The organism is Rhodothermales bacterium (assembly GCA_041391505.1).
Classification (GTDB): domain Bacteria; phylum Bacteroidota; class Rhodothermia; order Rhodothermales; family JAHQVL01; genus JAWKNW01.
On record JAWKNW010000042.1, the window covers coordinates 1 to 15,893 of the forward strand.

A 15,893-nucleotide genomic window follows, 5' to 3' on the forward strand; every position below is an offset into this window, starting at 1 on the left:
ACCAGCCTGAACGGGAGCATTCCTTTTTTACTGAGCATCCGCCTAAGGATATAGTGCTGCAGGACATCTTGCATCCCGAAGATGAAAAGCGCGGCGAACAACAAAAAATAAAGGAAGGTCATCGCGCTGTGGACCGCGATGTGCCGGGGAAGCTCGTCGCTTGCGCCCGCCGGCGTTTGCCTGTCGATCATAAACCAGAAATAGCCTCCGATCACCAGCACAAGCAGGACGGTACCCAGCAGGATAAACGCCGCATTGCGCATCGAAAGCAGGATGCCCTGATTCGGACGGGTCTTCATCGCGACGATACCTGATTGTAATCCGCCATAGAGCCCGAGGGCGCCGATGCATGGCGTGAACAGGAATTTGTGGTTCAAGGCATCGATGAGGCCTCCCGCGAGCAGCCCGATGAAAACACCGAACAGCGCCCGACGCCACGACCATGTCAGGAGGTCGATCGTGCCGATGTCTGCGCGAAGCAATCCCTTCTGCTTTTTCCGGCCAACCGCCCACCCGATCGATAGACCGAACAGGGTGCCCACGATGAGGGGGAACGCCAGGACACTGTTGTCGAGGCCTACGGTGCGTAAAAATTCCTCGTTGACGAGCGAAAAATCGGTCACCCACGACCGATCGTAGATGAACCGGTCAAAAATGGAGAGGTAGCGGGCGGGGGTGAAACCCAGGATGCAGCCGGCTGTCGAGCCAACGGCCAGGACATACGCGAGGAGGGTTCCTGCAGACCGTTTCGTTCGGGTTCGCGGGTTAAAAAGAAGGAATGCATCGACGATCAACACGCCGAGCCCCAGCGAGAAGCCGACGATCACGCTGACCAGAATTCCCTCCAGGTAGCTGAAGTACGCCGCGTCCCAGAAGTCTTGATAAAAGGCATCCCCATACGAATACCACTCGTAGCTCCCATCCAGCGTGCCGATGATGAGTCCGATGACGAGTCCGATGGTCATCCCGCCCAGCAGTCGAGATTGCACCAGGTAGGACAACCGCATGCGTTGGGTTGGCAGCCAGCTCGGCTGCAGATTTTCGATCTGAAAGATCGATTGCTCATGCGCGCGCATGCCGCGCGCCATCCACGAAAGCCAGGCGCGGATTTCGGGCTCGGAGTAGACCGCCGCCTTCTTTTTTTCTGTGTTTCCCGGTAGCGCCATGTCAGTACCCCGCTCGTCGAAGCATGCGATCGCAAAAGGCATCCATCAGCTGTTTCCGACGCTGCTTCTGGGTATCCAGGGCCTCATGTTCGAGGGCTTCGATCGGTATGTCCTGGTAGGCCCGGATCATGAGGCTCAACATGAGCGGCGTGCGTGCATCGATGAGCATGGCGGAGTCTTTTTCGATGACGGATCGCAACGCGGCAAGCCGCTCGCCGCCCCGCGCGATATACTCCATGACCTGATCCCGGCTCAATTGCTGTAGACGGACGGCGCTATTGAGCCCGAGACGGACCGGGAGTTCGATGTACTCCTTGATGCGGCAACACACGGCGATGCCCACGCCGGAGGATGCCGCGAAGGCATTGATCGTCTCCACACATGCGGCCCGGGACGCCGCGCCGACCTCGTCGAGGCCGTCCAGCAGCGGAAGCAACTGACGCCCTTCCAACCACAGCCGGCCGACTTTTTTGGGGATCTGGTATCTGGCGCCGAGTTCATCGATCATCCAGTCCATCAACGGAAGGCGAGACGTTGACCACGACGACAGGTTGAACATGACGGGCGTCGGGCTCGATGGCCTGGCCTCGATCTCGTCGAGGAGCGTGCTGGCCAGTTTGAGCATCGCGGTGGTCTTGCCCGAGCCGGGATCGCCCAGAATCAACAGCGATCCTCCCTGCTCCTCGAATACGTCCGCGAGGGTCCGGCCCGCCGGCAGCGGCTCGCTTTCGGCGCCGGCCTGGTCGACCATCATGCCGAAGGGATCTTCGACCGCTCCCTGCATCAACTCCAGGCCGAGATCGATCATCACCCGGTCCAGCAGCGAATTCTCGAGCACCCCCTCGATCCAGAACTGCTGCATTTTTTTCTTCAGGATCTGGAGGCCGCCGGGGATTTTCGAGGACGTTCCTTCCCGGCCCTGCGTCGAGAGGGCCGCCGCCGCGGGGGGCGACGGGCGCCCGTGTTCCTTAAAGATGGCCGACGTCATATCCAGGTCGAACAGCCGGCCATCCGGAGACCGCATGTGCAGCACCGGGGTGCCCCATTCCGCGGAATCGCGGTCGGCCATGCTGATGGCCTTCCGGGCTTCGGTCACGGAGACGTCCACGGGCTCGCCATCCGCCAGGGTGTCGTAAAACGTGCGGGAAAACTCGACGGCCGCCCGATCCGTGATCTCATATTGCATCGCCACGACGGACGGGATGCCGCGCTGCATCAGGACCGCGCCCGTGCTGGAGAACAGATAGTGCGCGCTCGCCCGCGATCCCTCGCACGCATTCAGCACCACCAGCTGCAGGCTGGCGTGGTCGGTGAGCAGGTCTGCCAGTTTCGACGCCGGCAGCGGGTCGGTTTTTCCCGCTTCGTCGGCGAAAAAAACGGCTCCCTCCTGCGTGGCCTCGTCGAATTCGCCATGCCCGATGAAGTGGAAGACGTGCCACGGTCCCTTGCGCATGGCCTGCATGAGGTCGCGCCACGACGGGCCCTCGAGCCAGGTGAGGTGGACATAACCCCGCTCCACGAGGTGCTGAACGGACTGCTCCATCAGCCGCTTTTCCCGGTCGACGTCCAGTTGAACCAGGTCGGCCGGGCTCGCCACCATGCCGAGGATGCGGAGCGGCGGCGCGACGCGCAGGGCCGGCGCGGCGCCGGCCAGCTCCAGGTACCGGGTGAGCAGGGTCTCCCGGGAGAGCGACAGGGGGCCGAAGTTGTCTTTTTCGTCGTACAGGAATTCCCACGGCACAAGCGCCGCGTCGGGCGTTTCGATGCGGAGCCGGATGCGTAGTCCTTTGCCCTGCACCCGCGCCAGCACCCGGCTTTCCCGATAACTTTCCCGGATGGCGGCGGGCAACAGGGCGTCGAAGAGCTGTTTACCGAACGCGGCGGCCTGATCGGGTCGGGTCTGATGCCGCTTGCGCCGCTCCGCGTCCCGATGGATTGCGACCTCGCCCGCGCTTTCGGGCGCGGAAGCCCCTGCCGGCCGCACGGCGTCGCGCGCCGGCAATCGCATGGTGCCTTCCGGCTCACCGACGCCATCCGGAGAGCGAATCACGGAGACGCGGTAGGCGTCCTCTCCGGTCAACGCAATCCTGAGCTCGAAGTCGAGGTATTCCATATCCGTGCGCACCATACGGCTCCGCGGCGTCGATCTGAACCGGGAGAGGGCGGTACAGAGGGCATGCCGCGGGATGGCGTTCTACCAGTTGCGGTCCAATGCCAGAAATACGGCGTATGGATCGTCAATAGCAACCTGAACGCGGAGGTATTCAGGGCAATCGCATGCTCGACGTGGCCGTGCGAAGTCGTTTCCCTGGATAAAAAATGATATTTTACTTATTTAGTAACAAATAGTATCTTGGCCCGGTATGCAGGCGAAACCCGAAACACCATGGAATTGCTGACCCGATCTGAAGAACTCTTGCTGCTCACCGTCTGGAACCTCCAGGAGGAGGCCTACGGGGCGGCCATCCGCGAGCTACTCTCGGTGCGTACGGGGTATGAATGGGCGATCGGGAGTGTCTATGGCCCGCTCGACCGCCTCGCGAAGCAGGGATTGCTCACCACCCATACCGGGCTGCCCACGCCGGAACGGGGAGGGCGAAGCAAGCGGTGTTACCGGCTGACGCCAAAAGGCGTCGGCGCGCTGGGGCACACCCGGCATGTCGTCGAGGCATTCTGGCAGGACGCGCGCAACGCCGCAATCCCAATCCCATGAGCCGGCCTCCCGTCATACCGCAGTGGCTGCTCGGCAGCGTGCTTCATGTCCACGACCGCGACATCGTGCTGGGCGATCTGGAGGAGGCGTTCGCTCATATCGCGACCCGGCAGGGTTCGGCGGCGGCGGCGCGATGGTACTGGGGCCAGGCATTCCGATCCTTCGTGCCGCTCGCCGGCCGTCACATCCACTGGTGCGTCGTCATGCTCGGCAACTACCTGTCTCTTTCCCTGCGTCACCTCCGGAAGCATCCGGGTTATGCCGCGGTGAACATCGCCGGGCTTGCGATCGGATTGACGTGTTTCATCCTGATCGGCCTGTTCGTCCAGTTCGAGTGGAGCTCCGATCGGTTTCACGAAAAGGCCGACCGGATCTACCGCATCGCGAAGGAACGGCCCGAAGGCGAGGCGGCCGGCATGCGCTATTCCGCCGTGACGCCCGAGCCGCTCGCCGGCGCGCTGCGCGAGACGATCCCCGAAATCGAGCAGGTGACGCAACTCGCCGGGGCGCGCATGATGCTCGCGACCAGCGATGGATCCTTCTACGCCGACGGCATCTATGCGACGTCCTCGTTTTTCGATGTGTTCAGTTTTCCCATGCTTCAGGGGAATCCGGCGACGGCGCTCGCGGATCCTCATGCGATCGTGCTAGGTCAGTCGCTGGCCCGCAAACTCTTCGGCGATCGCGACGCGCTCGGCCAGGAACTGACGGTGTACACGCTGTCGGATGAAGAAGCGAACGACCGGCTGCGCGTGGTGGTGACGGCGATCATCGCGGATGTGCCGGCCAACAGCCACCTTACGTTTGAGTATATCCTTCCTCCGGTGGCGTCGCAGGAACTGGCCCAGTGGTTCGGCGACTGGCGCAGCAACAGCTACCTCACCTATGCTTCCATGATTCCCGGCGCCTCGCTCCCTGCGCTGACCGACAAGCTTGCTTCGCTGGCGACCGCCTACCCGCGGGTAGCAGGCCTCGATCCGGAGCAACGGGAGGCGATCGGGATCTATTATCCCCAGGCGCTCACGGATATCCATCTGCGGTCGCATATCAGCGGCGAGTTCGGGGAAAACGGCGACATCCGGTATGTGTATCTGTTCGCCGCCATCGCGATGGCGATTTTGCTGCTGGCCTGCATCAACTACGTCAACCTCGCGACGGCGCGCTCGGCTACGCGCGCTCGTGAGGTGGGCGTCCGCAAGGTGATGGGGGCGCACCGGCGCCAGCTCATCGGCCAGTTCATGAGCGAGGCGGTCGTGCCGGCGTTGCTGGCTGTCGCGCTCGCGCTGATGCTGGCGGGGCTGTTGATGCCGGCGTTTAATGCCGTAACGGGGCGCGCCATAACGTTCGATCTGGGTGTAAACGGCGGGCTTCTCGTCCCGATCGTCCTTGTCGGTTTGGGGATGAGTCTGCTGGCGGGATGTTACCCGGCGTTCGTCCTGTCGGCGTACCAGCCGGCGCTCGTCATCAAGGGGATCTGGAAGTCGGGCCGGAGCCGCTTTGCCTTGCGCGACATGCTGGTGGTGGCTCAGTTTGTCGTGTCGATCGTGCTCATCGTGGGCGCCGTCGTGATCCAGCGGCAGCTGGCCTATGTCCTGCACGCCGGCTCGGGGATCGATCGCGAGCAGGTGCTGATGATCCGTGTCGAGGACCGCACCCTGCACGACGACCGATACCGCGCGCTCAAGCAGGCTTTCCTCGGGCATGCCGGCGTGCTCGGAGTGACGGCGGCCCAGTCGAGCCCGATCGATGTCGATGCGGCCTCGACGCTGCGGGAATGGGAAGGGGCTGATGGAGATCGGTCGATCAAGGTCTACCGCTCGATCATCCAGCACGATTATCTCGACGTCTTCGGTCTGGAGCTGGTGGAAGGGCGCGACGTTTCTCTCGACAACCCGATCGATGCACGGGAAGGAATCCTGATCAACGAGACGCTGAAACGGCAGCTGGGCTGGGAAAACGCCGTGGGCAAGGCGCTCACGTTCCACGGGAGGACGGCGCGCGTCACGGGGGTGGTCAAGGATTTTAACCTGCACTCCTTCCACGAGGAGATCGCGCCGCTGGCGCTGTTTCTGGATGAAGGCTGGTGGTTTCCCTTTCAGCGCATCTTCGTCAAGGTGCGCCCGGAGGGCATCGCAGAAACGATCGCCTCTCTGGAGGAGACCATGACGGAGTTTTCGCCTTCGTATCCCTTCGCGTATACGTTCCTCGACGACGCATACGGAGCGATGTATCTGACGGAAATTCGCATGGGCCGGCTCTTCAACATGTTCTCGGTTCTCGCACTCCTGATCGCGTGCCTGGGGTTGTTGGGGCTGGCCTCCTTCCTGGTCCAGCAGCGGACGAAAGAGATCGGCGTGCGCAAGGTGCTCGGCGCGTCGCTGCCGAACATCCTGTCGCTGCTGTCGAAAGACTTTGCGCGCCTCGTCGCGGTCGCCTGTGTCATCGCCCTGCCCGTAGCGTATCTCCTCCAGCGGCGCCTGCTGGAGGACTACGCCTATCAGGTCTCAATAGGGTGGGGCGTATTCGTGCTGGCGGGCGGCGGCGTGCTGGCGATGGCGCTGCTGACGGTGAGCGTCCAGTCGCTACGCGCCGCGTTGTCGGATCCGGTGAAGAGCTTGCGCCACGAGTAGCCGGCGGTTGTGGTTGCGTGAACGCCGGCCTACTTTTGATGTCATGCTCCACTCATTATCCGGCGATCTACCCATGCTTGGCAACCTGATCCGCACCACCCTGCGTCATCTCAAAAAGCACCCCGGATATGCGGTGCTGAGCATGATGGGGTTATCCGTCGGTCTCGGCGTTTGTTATCTCGCGATCGCCTATGTCCGTTTTGAGACGAGCTATGACACCTTCCATCGGGATGCCGAGCGGATCTACAGGGTGGTAACCGATATCGAGAGGTCATCGGGAACGGTGTACGCGAGCACGTCCGCCCCGATGGCGCCGTTCCTGGCGTCCGTTGCGCCGGAAATCGAGGCGTCTGTCCGCGTCGCGCTGGACTATATCATCGTGCAGCGTTCGCCCGAACAGCTAGCTCAGGAAGCCATTGCGTATGCCGACCCCTCGCTGTTCGACGTGTTTACGCTACCGTTCGTAGCGGGCGATCCCGTTACGGCGCTGGCGGCGCCGCGCCGCATCGTGCTCTCTGAAACCGCCGCAAAAGCCTACTTCGGTACGACGGCGTGTCTGGGTGAGACCCTGACCCTGGACGGGACGACCGAGGTGGTCGTTAGTGGCGTCATGCGCGACATAGCGGCGAATTCGCATCTGCAGGTGGATTATTTCGTCTCGATGTCGACCCTTCTGCAGGAATGGAATCCGTCGCTCGCCCAGAACTGGAAACGATTCATCTTCTACACGTATGTGCGCGTCGGGCAACCCGTGGACGCCGAAGCGTTTGGCATGCGGCTGACCGAGGCGCTCAGCGGCGCGTTCGACCAGGGTGAGGACCGCTATGTCGTTTCGGCTGAGCCGCTCGACCGTGTGTACCTGTACGGCCGGGCCAGAGGAAGCCGTACCGGTGCCGTGTCGACGGGCGATCCCGATGCCTTGAACGTGCTCTCCATCATCGCGGCGCTGGTGCTCGTGATCGCATCGTGTAATGCCATCAACATCGCCACGGCGCTAGGCTTGCGCCGCGTGAGGGAGATCGGCGTGCGCAAAGCGCTCGGCGCGACGCCGCGCCGGCTCGTCGTCCAGTTTTTGTTTGAGGCCCTGATGCTTGCCGGCGCCTCGCTGGTGCTCGCCGTCGTAGGCGCCCGGATGCTTGCGCCGGCTTTCGGTCAGTTGATCGGTAAAGAACTGCCAGCGGGATGGCTGAACGACGCCGGCATCCTCATGGTGCTGGCCACCATCGCCGCGCTGGTCGGGCTGGGCTCGGGCATCTACCCGGCGCTGCGGCTGGCAAGGACGGACGTGTCGAACGGGCTCAAAGGGTTGACGGACCGCGCCAACCCGAGGAGCCGACTCGGAGGAGCGCTGGTGGCGGTGCAGTTCGCCGTGTCCGCCGCGCTTATCGTGGCGACGCTGGCGGTGTATGGCCAGCTGCACTTTATGCGCGACCGGCCGGCCGGCTTCGATAGGGAAGGTCTGATCGCAGTGGATGCCTTCTTCCGCCTCAGTGGCCCTGACGACCTGCTGGCGAAGCGCCTCGCGCGCATCGAGGGGGTAGACGGCGTCAGCCTTTCGTCCGCGATTCCCGGCAAGCCCGACCGGCAGACGGAGATCGAGGCCGAACGCGCCGGCGGCGGGCGCGTGCACGTCACGATGGATGCCTACTACATCGATGAGAGCTTTTTGGGGGTTTATGGACTGGAGATGGCCGCCGGCCGCGCTTTCGATTCCGAGCGCCCTCTCGAACGGCAACGCGGGCTCCTGGTCAATGAAGCGGCTACCCGGATGCTCGGCTATGACGACCCCGCCGATGCGGTGGGCACGTCGTACGTACAGGCCGGCGCTGCCGGTGAAATCATCGGTGTCGTGCGGGATTTTTATTACCATTCCCTGCACGATCTTGTTCGCCCGCTGGCGATCCGCATCGCGCCCGGCCCCTACACCTACGTCACGGTCCGCACCTCAGCCGGCGACCTGCCGGCCGTGCTGGATGCCCTGCGCGGTGCCTGGAAAGAACATATCCCCGATATCCCCTTTCTGTATTTCTTCGTGGACGACGTCTACGCGGCGCACTACCGGAGTGAGGCGCAATGGAGCCGCATGACGCTGTGGCTGGCGGCGATCGCGATCCTGCTTTCCTGTCTGGGTCTGTTCGGCGTCGCGGCGCTCGGCATCGCCCGGCGGACGCGGGAGATCAGCATTCGGAAAGTGCTCGGTGCGACGGTGACCGGCATCCTGGCGCTGCTGGCGCGCGACCAGCTCCTCATCGTCCTGGGGGCGGCGATCGTCGGGGCGCTGGCCGCTCGCGCCGCCGCCGGCCGTTGGCTCGAGCAGTACGCGTATCGGACGGAAGTGACCTGGGCGATGCTCGCCCTGGCGTGCGGGGTGTCGCTCCTGCTCGCCCTGGCGGCGCTGGCCTATCACACTACCCGCGCCGCCCGATCCGATCCCGCGACCTGTCTGCGTCAAAACTAGGTACGGACGACCCCATGACGATACATCGAGCATGGACCTGGGCCTTCAGCCGACGATGTGCCTGGCGCCTGGGCGCACTGATTCTGCTTCTTGCGTGCCCCTCGCGTGTGTCGGCCCAGCCGCGGACATACACGAACCCGGTCGGCGACAGCATCTTCGTGGCGGACCCGTCTGTCCTCACCCACCAAGGCCGCTACTACCTGTACGGCACCTCTGCGGGCGACGGCTTCCGGGCGTGGACCTCGGAAAATCTGGTCGATTGGAATGAACTGGGCTATGTGTACCGGAAGCAGGCCGGCACCTGGGGGCAGGGCTCGTTCTGGGCGCCCGAGGTCGTGCGCTACCGCGACCGCTTCTACCTGATCTACAGCAGCCGCGGGCCGGCGGCGTATGGCGACGGATACCGGATCACGATCGCGGTCGCCGACCGCCCGGAGGGCCCCTTCGAGGATCTGTACAGCCCGCTGTTCGACCCCGGGTATTCGATGATCGACGCCCACCTCTTCATCGACGACGGGAAGCCCTACCTGTTTTTCGAGATGGTCGGGCTGGTAGGGTCGCTCGGGAACGACAAGGGCTATCTGTGGGGGGTGATCATGGGCGTCGAGCTCAGCGAAGACCTGTCGCGGCCGCTCACGGAGCCCAAACTTTGCCTGTACCCGACGCAGGAATGGGAGGGCGTGTCCAGCATGTGGGCGCGGTCCAACGAGGGGATGACGGTGTTCAAGGCCGGCGACACGTACTACATGACGTATTCCGGCAACCATTATCGCGACCCGAACTACGGCGTCGGCTACGCGACGGCGGAGCATCCGCTGGGCATGTGGACGAAATACGCCGGCAACCCCATTCTCAAGCAGGATCCCTCGCTCGGCGTTTCAGGCCCCGGGCACAACAGCATCACGGTGTCGCCCGACGGATCCGAGCAGTTCATTGTCTACCACAGCCACGCCGACCCGGCAAATCCCTCGGGCCGGCGCGTGCTCAACATCGACCGGCTGATCGTCCGCGACGACGGGACGCTCGAGGTCGTCGGCCCGACGCGCACGCCGCAACCCATGCCGGCTGGGAGCGCGCGATAGGCGGTTTATCTCTATCTGGAGAAGGGCCGTACCAACCTGTGGCCAGCGGATTCAATGCGACGTGTCGGATGGGCTAAGATAAAACGGATGGACGCGGATGGCCTGGACAGGCACCTCTTTCTCGAACCCTCGATCCTCGTAGAAAATGGGTGCGACGCGATACGTTTGATCGGGAGTCAGGGTGTGCCCCAGGTGTCTGTGAAACCAGAATTGATATCCGTGATCGATGGTCTCACCGGCCTTGATCTCGCGCAGGCAATAACAAAGGCACGGATTGTTAGCTGTGTAGGTAGCAGCTGGGACATCCCCATCCAGGAGTTCAAGGCGAAATCCACCGCACGAAGTCAGGTAAACCGACGACGAAGAGCGATTGACGATCCGCAACGAGATGTAGGTGGTATCGGCATTGACATACACGTCGCTTGCCGGCGTTACGTCAATTTCCTGAAGCCAATCGTCGCAGGGCTATTCCAAATCACCATCTACCAGCATACGGGAACGTCATACCGGGAAAAACCCTTATCCGCGGTTATCAGGGTCATCCCTTCGGCTCTCGACTGGGCAATGAGGAGGCGGTCGAAGGGATCGCTATGTAGGAGCGGCAACGTCTGGATCTCATACACGTGCGGCAGCGCGACGGTTAGTAGTGAGATCCTGTTTTCTGCCATTTCCCGGTCAAAAATTTCGGATAGACCGCGTGGCAGCGTCAACTTGTTCAGTTGCGATTTGATTTGCAGTTCCCAGGCACTCACCACGCTGATAAATATCTCGTTGCTCCCCTCAACAATCGCCGCTCGGGCCGATTTGGAGAGTTGGAACGGCGTATCGTGCCACCACAGGAAAACATGCGTATCCAGCAGCATTTTCACGACCCGCCGAGCCAGAATCCTTCGGCTAGCGGGGCGTCGAAATCGGCAGCAATCTGGATATCTCCTCTACCCAGGCCCGGCGTGCGTTGTCGACACGGGACCTGCGAGGAATCGCCTGAAGCCGCATCGAGGACGTCGGATATCTGCTTTGCTATCCGTTCTTGCTCCGCATCTGGAAGTCCTCCCACGTTCAGGAGGCGCTGTATGACAGAGGTCAGCAATCGGGTCATGGTCGGCAAGTCATGTGGGTGGACTCGTATTTTGCGCCCATGAGGCCCCGATTCCTGGTGCGCTCCATCTAGGCACATCGACTTCCACACGAAATATACAACCGTGTTGAGGCCCCCTGTCAACTGTTTATGGATGAGTCGTACCCGGGCGAGCTTGTATGGAGCACGGAATAGACTATTTCCCGCGCATGTACTCCAGGATCGCCCTGGCCTCATCCCGCGACAAAAACTGGTTGGGCATCGGGACGCCGTATTCCTCGCGCAGCTTGATCATCTCCGGGTGTTTCTTCCCCAACTCGTCCGGGTTGAGCATGATGTTCATGATGAACGCCGGCGCGCGCCGCTCCGTCACGCCGTTGAGTGGCGGGCCGACCAGCCGGGAGTCCCACTGGTGGCATGAGGCGCATTTGAGGTTGAAGCTTTTCTCGCCCTCGGAGGCCAGCGCCGAGTTGAGGCTCGGGAGGTCGAATCCGGCGATCGGCCCGATGCCGTTTTCGAGTTGGGCCTCCGTAAGGCGCGAGGCCGGCGCGGTGCCGGCGATAGGGCTCTTCTCCGGGACAGGGATCTCGCACGCAATCAGGAAACTCGCGGCGAGCAGCAGGCTGGCTAGGTTTATCGGGCGACGCATGGCAGTGCCTGGATGGTGAACAGGTCACCCGATAGTCTACCCGACCGCGCCCCGCCGGCGTGACGGGTCTCGCCTGACGTACGTGTGGGGGAAACGCGGTTCGTCATTAAACATGTCGACTCGGCCGGACCCCGCGTGCGCAGGGGGGAGCATATCGCTTAGTCAGGAGGTCTCTCCGCTCCACCGCCGGCTAAGGCCGGCGTTCCGGTCGAGATGACTTGTTGAAGAGGGTTTCTATTTAAAAGTCCTTCCTCAAAAACATCCGATAACTCGCCCATAATGGGCCGGCGATCCAGAGTACCAGTACGCCGAGGGCCACGACGAGCCCGAGGGGCGTCCCGAAAAACGCTTCGAAGACGGCGCCGGTGTAGCCCATCAGCGCGGCGATATCGACATTGAGGAGCATCATCACCCGCGCGAGGTCGAGCGGGTTGAGGAGGGTCATCACGAGCGTCGGAATTTCGAGGGGATAGGCGGCGTAGAGGTTGACCACCAGCAGCATCAACCCGTCGTACACCACGCCGAAAAGAAGCCAGGCGATGAGGGCGGCGGCGAGGCCCTTTACTTTTTCGTCGAGCCACGTCGCGAACAGGGTCGCGATGGCGACGAAGACGAACGACAGCAGGATGCCCGTCGCCAGGAGCACCGTCAGCGGCCGGCCGTAGCCGGCGAGGTCGCCGGCGTGCACCGCCATCGGCACGCCCGCTCCGAGCGCGAAGGCGCCGGCGAGCGGGATCGACAGCCCCAGGAACAGCCCGCCGAAGAGCTGGCTCCGCCTGATCGGCTGGGCCAGCAGCAGCTCCATGAAATCCCGCGCCGAATACAGATACATCGCCCCGAAGACGATGCAGACGAGCGGGATGACGATCAACCCCAGATTCATCAGACTCAGCAGCGCGCGTCCGCCGCCGCCGAAACGAAACAGGGCTTCGCCGCTGAGGGCGAAGAAGAGGGCGTAAGCGATCAGGCCCTTGCTGCGGGCGATGTCGTTGAATGCGTAGGCGAAGATGGTGCGGAGCGGTTTCATGCGGCTTTCTCCTGCATCAGGTGTGCGATGGCGCGCTCGAGATCGGGTTCTCCCGTGCGCTCCTTGATGGCCTGCTGCCGGCCCAGCGTGTGCACGCGCCCGTCGAGCAGGAAGGCGATGGTGTCGGCCAGGGCCTCTACCTCGCCCATGTTGTGCGAGGTGAGGATGACCGTCTTGCCGGCGTCGCGCTCGCGGCGGATCTTTTCTTTGAGGATGCTGCTCGCGACAGGGTCCAGGCTGGCGGTCGGTTCGTCGAGGATCAGGATGTCGGGATGGAAGAGGAAGGCGATGACGGCGTTGATCTTCTGCCGCGTGCCCCCCGAGAGCGTCCGCATCGGCCGGTCCATCTCGTGTTCGAGTCCGAACAGCTCGAACAGCTCGTCGTCGGTGCCGGAGGGGTTCCCCCGGAGGTCGCGCAGGAGGGCGACCAGCTCGCGCATGCGCAGGTTTTCGGGAAAACGGGCGATCTGGGGCATGTACCCGATCCGCTGCCGGTAGGCCCAGCCGGCGTCGAGCTTTTCGCCGTCCAGAAAGATGCGTCCACCGCTGGGGCGAACGAGGCCGAGGATGCACTTGATCAGGGTGGTCTTCCCCGATCCGTTGTGCCCCAGGATCGCGGTGATTTCCGTTCGTTCGATCGGCAGGTTCAGGCCGCGGAGGACGTCGCGTTTGCCAAATCGTTTTTCGATCCCGTCGATCTGGATCATGGGTTTTCCGATGTCGATCATGGGAGTATGCTCAGGGCGGGGCGGTTGTCCACGAGGGTTTCAGGGGTCAGCGAAGGCAGCACGCGCTCGGCGGCATCGAGCAGGTCGATGAAGAAGCTCCGCAGCAGAATGATGGACGGCTCGTTGGCCTCCACCATCAGCGAAAAGAGGCGCACCGGTCGGAACGGGACGTCGCCCACGCCGTCGCGGTTGAGGTCGTAGCCCCGGTATTTGTCCCAGTAGTTGCCGGCGAACGTGCTGTTCGTCTGCCGGCTGTTGGTGGCCACGTCGAAGGTGTTGGCCACGAAGTTGTTCTCTTCGATCCGGTTGTCGATGGCGTTGGCCATGAGCTTGAGCGCCCAGCCGTTGCCCTCGAACGTGTTGTGGCGCACATCCATCCGGTCCGACCCTTCCGCATAGATGCCGATCGTGTTCCGGCGGAACGTGTTGCCACGGATGACGCTGTCAGTGATGTCTTTCAGCAGCAGGCCGTAGGAGGCGCTGCCCCAGTTGTCCTCGAACCGGTTGTCTGTCATTTCCACGTTTTTCGTATACATCACCGCCACGCCGGCGTCGTTGCCTAGCAGGTCGTTGCGGCGGTAGACGCATCGGTCCGAAAACATGAAGTGCAGCCCGTACCGCAGGTTGGCGGTGCTGTGGTTGTCGGTCACCTCGCTGTCTTCCACGAACTCCAGGTAGATCCCGTCGCGGTGACCGCTGATGCGGTTGCCGGCGATGGTGACGTACCGGGAGTACCAGAGGTGGATGCCGTTTCCCGATCGGGATTCGGTGGCCTTGGCGCCCTGCATGACGTTGTTGCGGAGAATGCAGTGGCTCGTTCTGGCCAGATAAAGCGCGAAAAAGGTATCCTCGAACCGGTTGTCCTCGATCACGCACCGGCTGGCGCCGTCGAGCTTGATGCCGGCCTGATCCTCCACAAAACTCGTGGCGACGTTCCGGAAGACGAGCCCCTGGACGCGCACGCTGTCGGCGGTGACCCGCAGGATGGGCTCTCCGTCCCCGTCCAGCACCGCGCCGGCTTCGCCGATCAGGCGGAGCGGCTTGTCGATGAGCAGCCCATGCTCCCGCCATACGCCGGCGCGGACGACAACCTCGCCGCCGGCGGGCGCCCGCCGGATCGCCTCGGCGATCGTCGGCAGGCTGTCGTTGGGAACGGAGAACCGAGCCTGCGCCCGGGCGGCCGCGCACGGGGAGAGGGCGAGAAGGAAGACGAGCGTCCAGCGAGCGAGCATGGTCGGCGGGGTCAAGGGGTGTGGAGCGCGATGCCGCGCGGTGCGATGGAGCGCGCGAGGACCTCGTCCCACGTGAGCGCCTCGCCGTCCGGCGCGAGCCGGCGCACGGTCGACACGTCGTGGAATGCGCCGAGGTGCATGCCCATCGGGCTCGGTAGGGCTGGACTGCGATACAGGGCGACCTCCTCGATGGGACGCAGCGTTTCGGGCGCGGCGAAATCGACTACCCAGAGCGCATGCACCTCCGGTTGCTGCTCCGCCACATAGGCGGCCATGCACTCGATGGCGTCGAACGGCAGGCGTTTCCCCTGCGGCGTGACGAGTTCGGCGCCGAAACGCGGGTCGGTCAGCGTCATGAGGCAATGCGTGCAGCGGTCGCCGCCGTAGTCGAGCGGGCGCGGATCCAGCGCGCAGCCGGCGAGCGTGAAGAGGGCGGTCAGGATGGCGAGCCAGCGCATGTCAGGCGACCTCCGGCGCAGGCGTTCTTTTGCGCAGCGACAGGTAGGTGAGGGCGAGTCCGGTCCCCAGGGACAGGAAGGCGACCCATCCGCCCAGCGCCGGCCACGAGTTGGCGGTGAAGTTGAGCAGCTGTTTGGAGCCGATCAGCGGCGGCTGGTAGCTCATCCCCGGAATCTTGATGATGGCATGCTCCCAGTCCAGGTTGTGGCCGTAATCGTATTCCCACAGGTAAAAATCGACGAGGCCGACGACCGCGGTGACGAGAAAGAGACCGGTCCACAGATACAGCAGCCAGCGCTGCCCGGTCGTCGCCGCCAGAAGACCGATCGCCGCCAGCGCGCCGATGATCCACGGCATCATCTTCAGTTCGGGGATGGCATCCGGCACGATGCGCTTCATGCCGATGTAGTGGTTCAGGTTGTTGACGTTGTTCAGGTCGTGCGTTTTCTGGCCTTTCACGGTGTCGATCCATATTTCGAGGCCGAGGCCTTCCGGATATTGCGGCGCGTCGAGGGAGATCGTCCAGATCGGCACGACATACATGACAAGCAGCGCGAGGGAGGCTACGGCCAGGAGGATACGAGAGCGCGGGTTCATGGCGATCGGCGAAGGGAGGACGGTGCGGGAGGGAGGCTCCTGATGCGGCGAGCAGCCTCTGTGCCCGCACCGTC

The 15,893-nt window shown here is 63.3% G+C and carries 13 protein-coding genes; 4 read left to right on the forward strand and 9 right to left on the reverse strand.

What is annotated here, in order from left to right:
• Positions 1–1,166, reverse strand: a 1,166-nt coding sequence (locus R2834_23385) for a hypothetical protein (GenBank protein MEZ4703292.1), incomplete at its 3' end; no start/stop codon positions are given.
• A gap of 1 nt (position 1,167) precedes the next feature.
• Positions 1,168–3,294 carry a CHAT domain-containing protein gene (locus R2834_23390; GenBank protein ID MEZ4703293.1) on the reverse strand — a complete coding sequence of 709 codons (2,127 nt, stop codon included), beginning with the start codon at positions 3,292–3,294 and terminating at the stop codon, positions 1,168–1,170.
• A gap of 258 nt (positions 3,295–3,552) precedes the next feature.
• Between R2834_23390 and R2834_23395 the strand changes: the two genes are divergently transcribed.
• Genes R2834_23395 through R2834_23410 form a run of 4 tightly spaced genes read left to right on the forward strand, consistent with a single transcriptional unit; the run spans position 3,553 to position 10,049 of the window.
• Entirely contained in the window at positions 3,553–3,879 is a 327-nt protein-coding gene (locus tag R2834_23395) for a PadR family transcriptional regulator (protein ID MEZ4703294.1), read from the forward strand.
• Positions 3,876–6,509, forward strand: coding sequence for an ABC transporter permease (locus R2834_23400; protein ID MEZ4703295.1), 2,634 nt, complete (start codon positions 3,876–3,878; stop codon positions 6,507–6,509). Before R2834_23395 ends, R2834_23400 begins: the two co-directional genes overlap by 4 nt.
• Before the next feature lie 43 nt (positions 6,510–6,552).
• Positions 6,553–8,967 carry an ABC transporter permease gene (locus R2834_23405; protein ID MEZ4703296.1) on the forward strand — a complete coding sequence of 805 codons (2,415 nt, stop codon included), beginning with the start codon at positions 6,553–6,555 and terminating at the stop codon, positions 8,965–8,967.
• A 14-nt stretch (positions 8,968–8,981) separates the two neighbouring features.
• The gene (locus R2834_23410) at positions 8,982–10,049 is read left to right on the forward strand and encodes a glycoside hydrolase family 43 protein (GenBank protein MEZ4703297.1); all 1,068 of its coding nucleotides are present in this window, start codon (positions 8,982–8,984) and stop codon (positions 10,047–10,049) included.
• Positions 10,050–10,531: 482 nt separating this feature from the next.
• Here the strand turns inward: R2834_23410 and R2834_23415 are convergent, their stop codons facing one another.
• The 7 genes from R2834_23415 to R2834_23445 form a co-directional block, all read right to left on the reverse strand.
• Positions 10,532–10,912, reverse strand: coding sequence for a type II toxin-antitoxin system VapC family toxin (locus R2834_23415; GenBank protein MEZ4703298.1), 381 nt, complete (start codon positions 10,910–10,912; stop codon positions 10,532–10,534).
• Positions 10,913–11,323: 411 nt separating this feature from the next.
• Positions 11,324–11,776, reverse strand: a complete 453-nt coding sequence (locus R2834_23420) for a cytochrome c (protein ID MEZ4703299.1) — start codon at positions 11,774–11,776, stop codon at positions 11,324–11,326.
• 238 nt (positions 11,777–12,014) lie between these two features.
• On the reverse strand, positions 12,015–12,803 hold the full coding sequence (locus R2834_23425; protein ID MEZ4703300.1) for an ABC transporter permease subunit: 789 nt from the start codon (positions 12,801–12,803) through the stop codon (positions 12,015–12,017).
• Positions 12,800–13,531, reverse strand: coding sequence for an ABC transporter ATP-binding protein (locus tag R2834_23430; GenBank protein ID MEZ4703301.1), 732 nt, complete (start codon positions 13,529–13,531; stop codon positions 12,800–12,802). The genes R2834_23425 and R2834_23430 overlap by 4 nt, the downstream gene beginning before the upstream one ends.
• A complete protein-coding gene (locus R2834_23435; GenBank protein MEZ4703302.1) occupies positions 13,528–14,763 on the reverse strand; it encodes a nitrous oxide reductase family maturation protein NosD in 1,236 nt (411 codons plus the stop codon). The genes R2834_23430 and R2834_23435 overlap by 4 nt, the downstream gene beginning before the upstream one ends.
• An 11-nt stretch (positions 14,764–14,774) precedes the next feature.
• Positions 14,775–15,221: a hypothetical protein gene (locus tag R2834_23440; protein ID MEZ4703303.1), complete on the reverse strand. Its 447-nt coding sequence runs from the start codon at positions 15,219–15,221 to the stop codon at positions 14,775–14,777.
• Between the two features lies 1 nt (position 15,222).
• A complete protein-coding gene (locus tag R2834_23445) occupies positions 15,223–15,819 on the reverse strand; it encodes a hypothetical protein (protein ID MEZ4703304.1) in 597 nt (198 codons plus the stop codon).
• Positions 15,820–15,893: the final 74 nt, after the last annotated feature.

Bases quoted from the DNA above. Each gene is read 5' to 3' on its own strand.
- R2834_23395 (MEZ4703294.1), top strand. From the start codon at position 3,553: ATGGAATTGCTGACCCGATCTGAAGAACTCTTGCTGCTCACCGTCTGG.
- R2834_23390 (MEZ4703293.1), bottom strand. From the start codon at position 3,294: ATGGTGCGCACGGATATGGAATACCTCGACTTCGAGCTCAGGATTGCG.
- R2834_23410 (MEZ4703297.1), top strand. From the start codon at position 8,982: ATGACGATACATCGAGCATGGACCTGGGCCTTCAGCCGACGATGTGCC.
- R2834_23415 (MEZ4703298.1), bottom strand. From the start codon at position 10,912: ATGCTGCTGGATACGCATGTTTTCCTGTGGTGGCACGATACGCCGTTC.
- R2834_23425 (MEZ4703300.1), bottom strand. From the start codon at position 12,803: ATGAAACCGCTCCGCACCATCTTCGCCTACGCATTCAACGACATCGCC.
- R2834_23440 (MEZ4703303.1), bottom strand. From the start codon at position 15,221: ATGCGCTGGCTCGCCATCCTGACCGCCCTCTTCACGCTCGCCGGCTGC.
- R2834_23420 (MEZ4703299.1), bottom strand. From the start codon at position 11,776: ATGCGTCGCCCGATAAACCTAGCCAGCCTGCTGCTCGCCGCGAGTTTC.
- R2834_23445 (MEZ4703304.1), bottom strand. From the start codon at position 15,819: ATGAACCCGCGCTCTCGTATCCTCCTGGCCGTAGCCTCCCTCGCGCTG.
- R2834_23435 (MEZ4703302.1), bottom strand. From the start codon at position 14,763: ATGCTCGCTCGCTGGACGCTCGTCTTCCTTCTCGCCCTCTCCCCGTGC.
- R2834_23430 (MEZ4703301.1), bottom strand. From the start codon at position 13,531: ATGATCGACATCGGAAAACCCATGATCCAGATCGACGGGATCGAAAAA.
- R2834_23405 (MEZ4703296.1), top strand. From the start codon at position 6,553: ATGCTCCACTCATTATCCGGCGATCTACCCATGCTTGGCAACCTGATC.
- R2834_23400 (MEZ4703295.1), top strand. From the start codon at position 3,876: ATGAGCCGGCCTCCCGTCATACCGCAGTGGCTGCTCGGCAGCGTGCTT.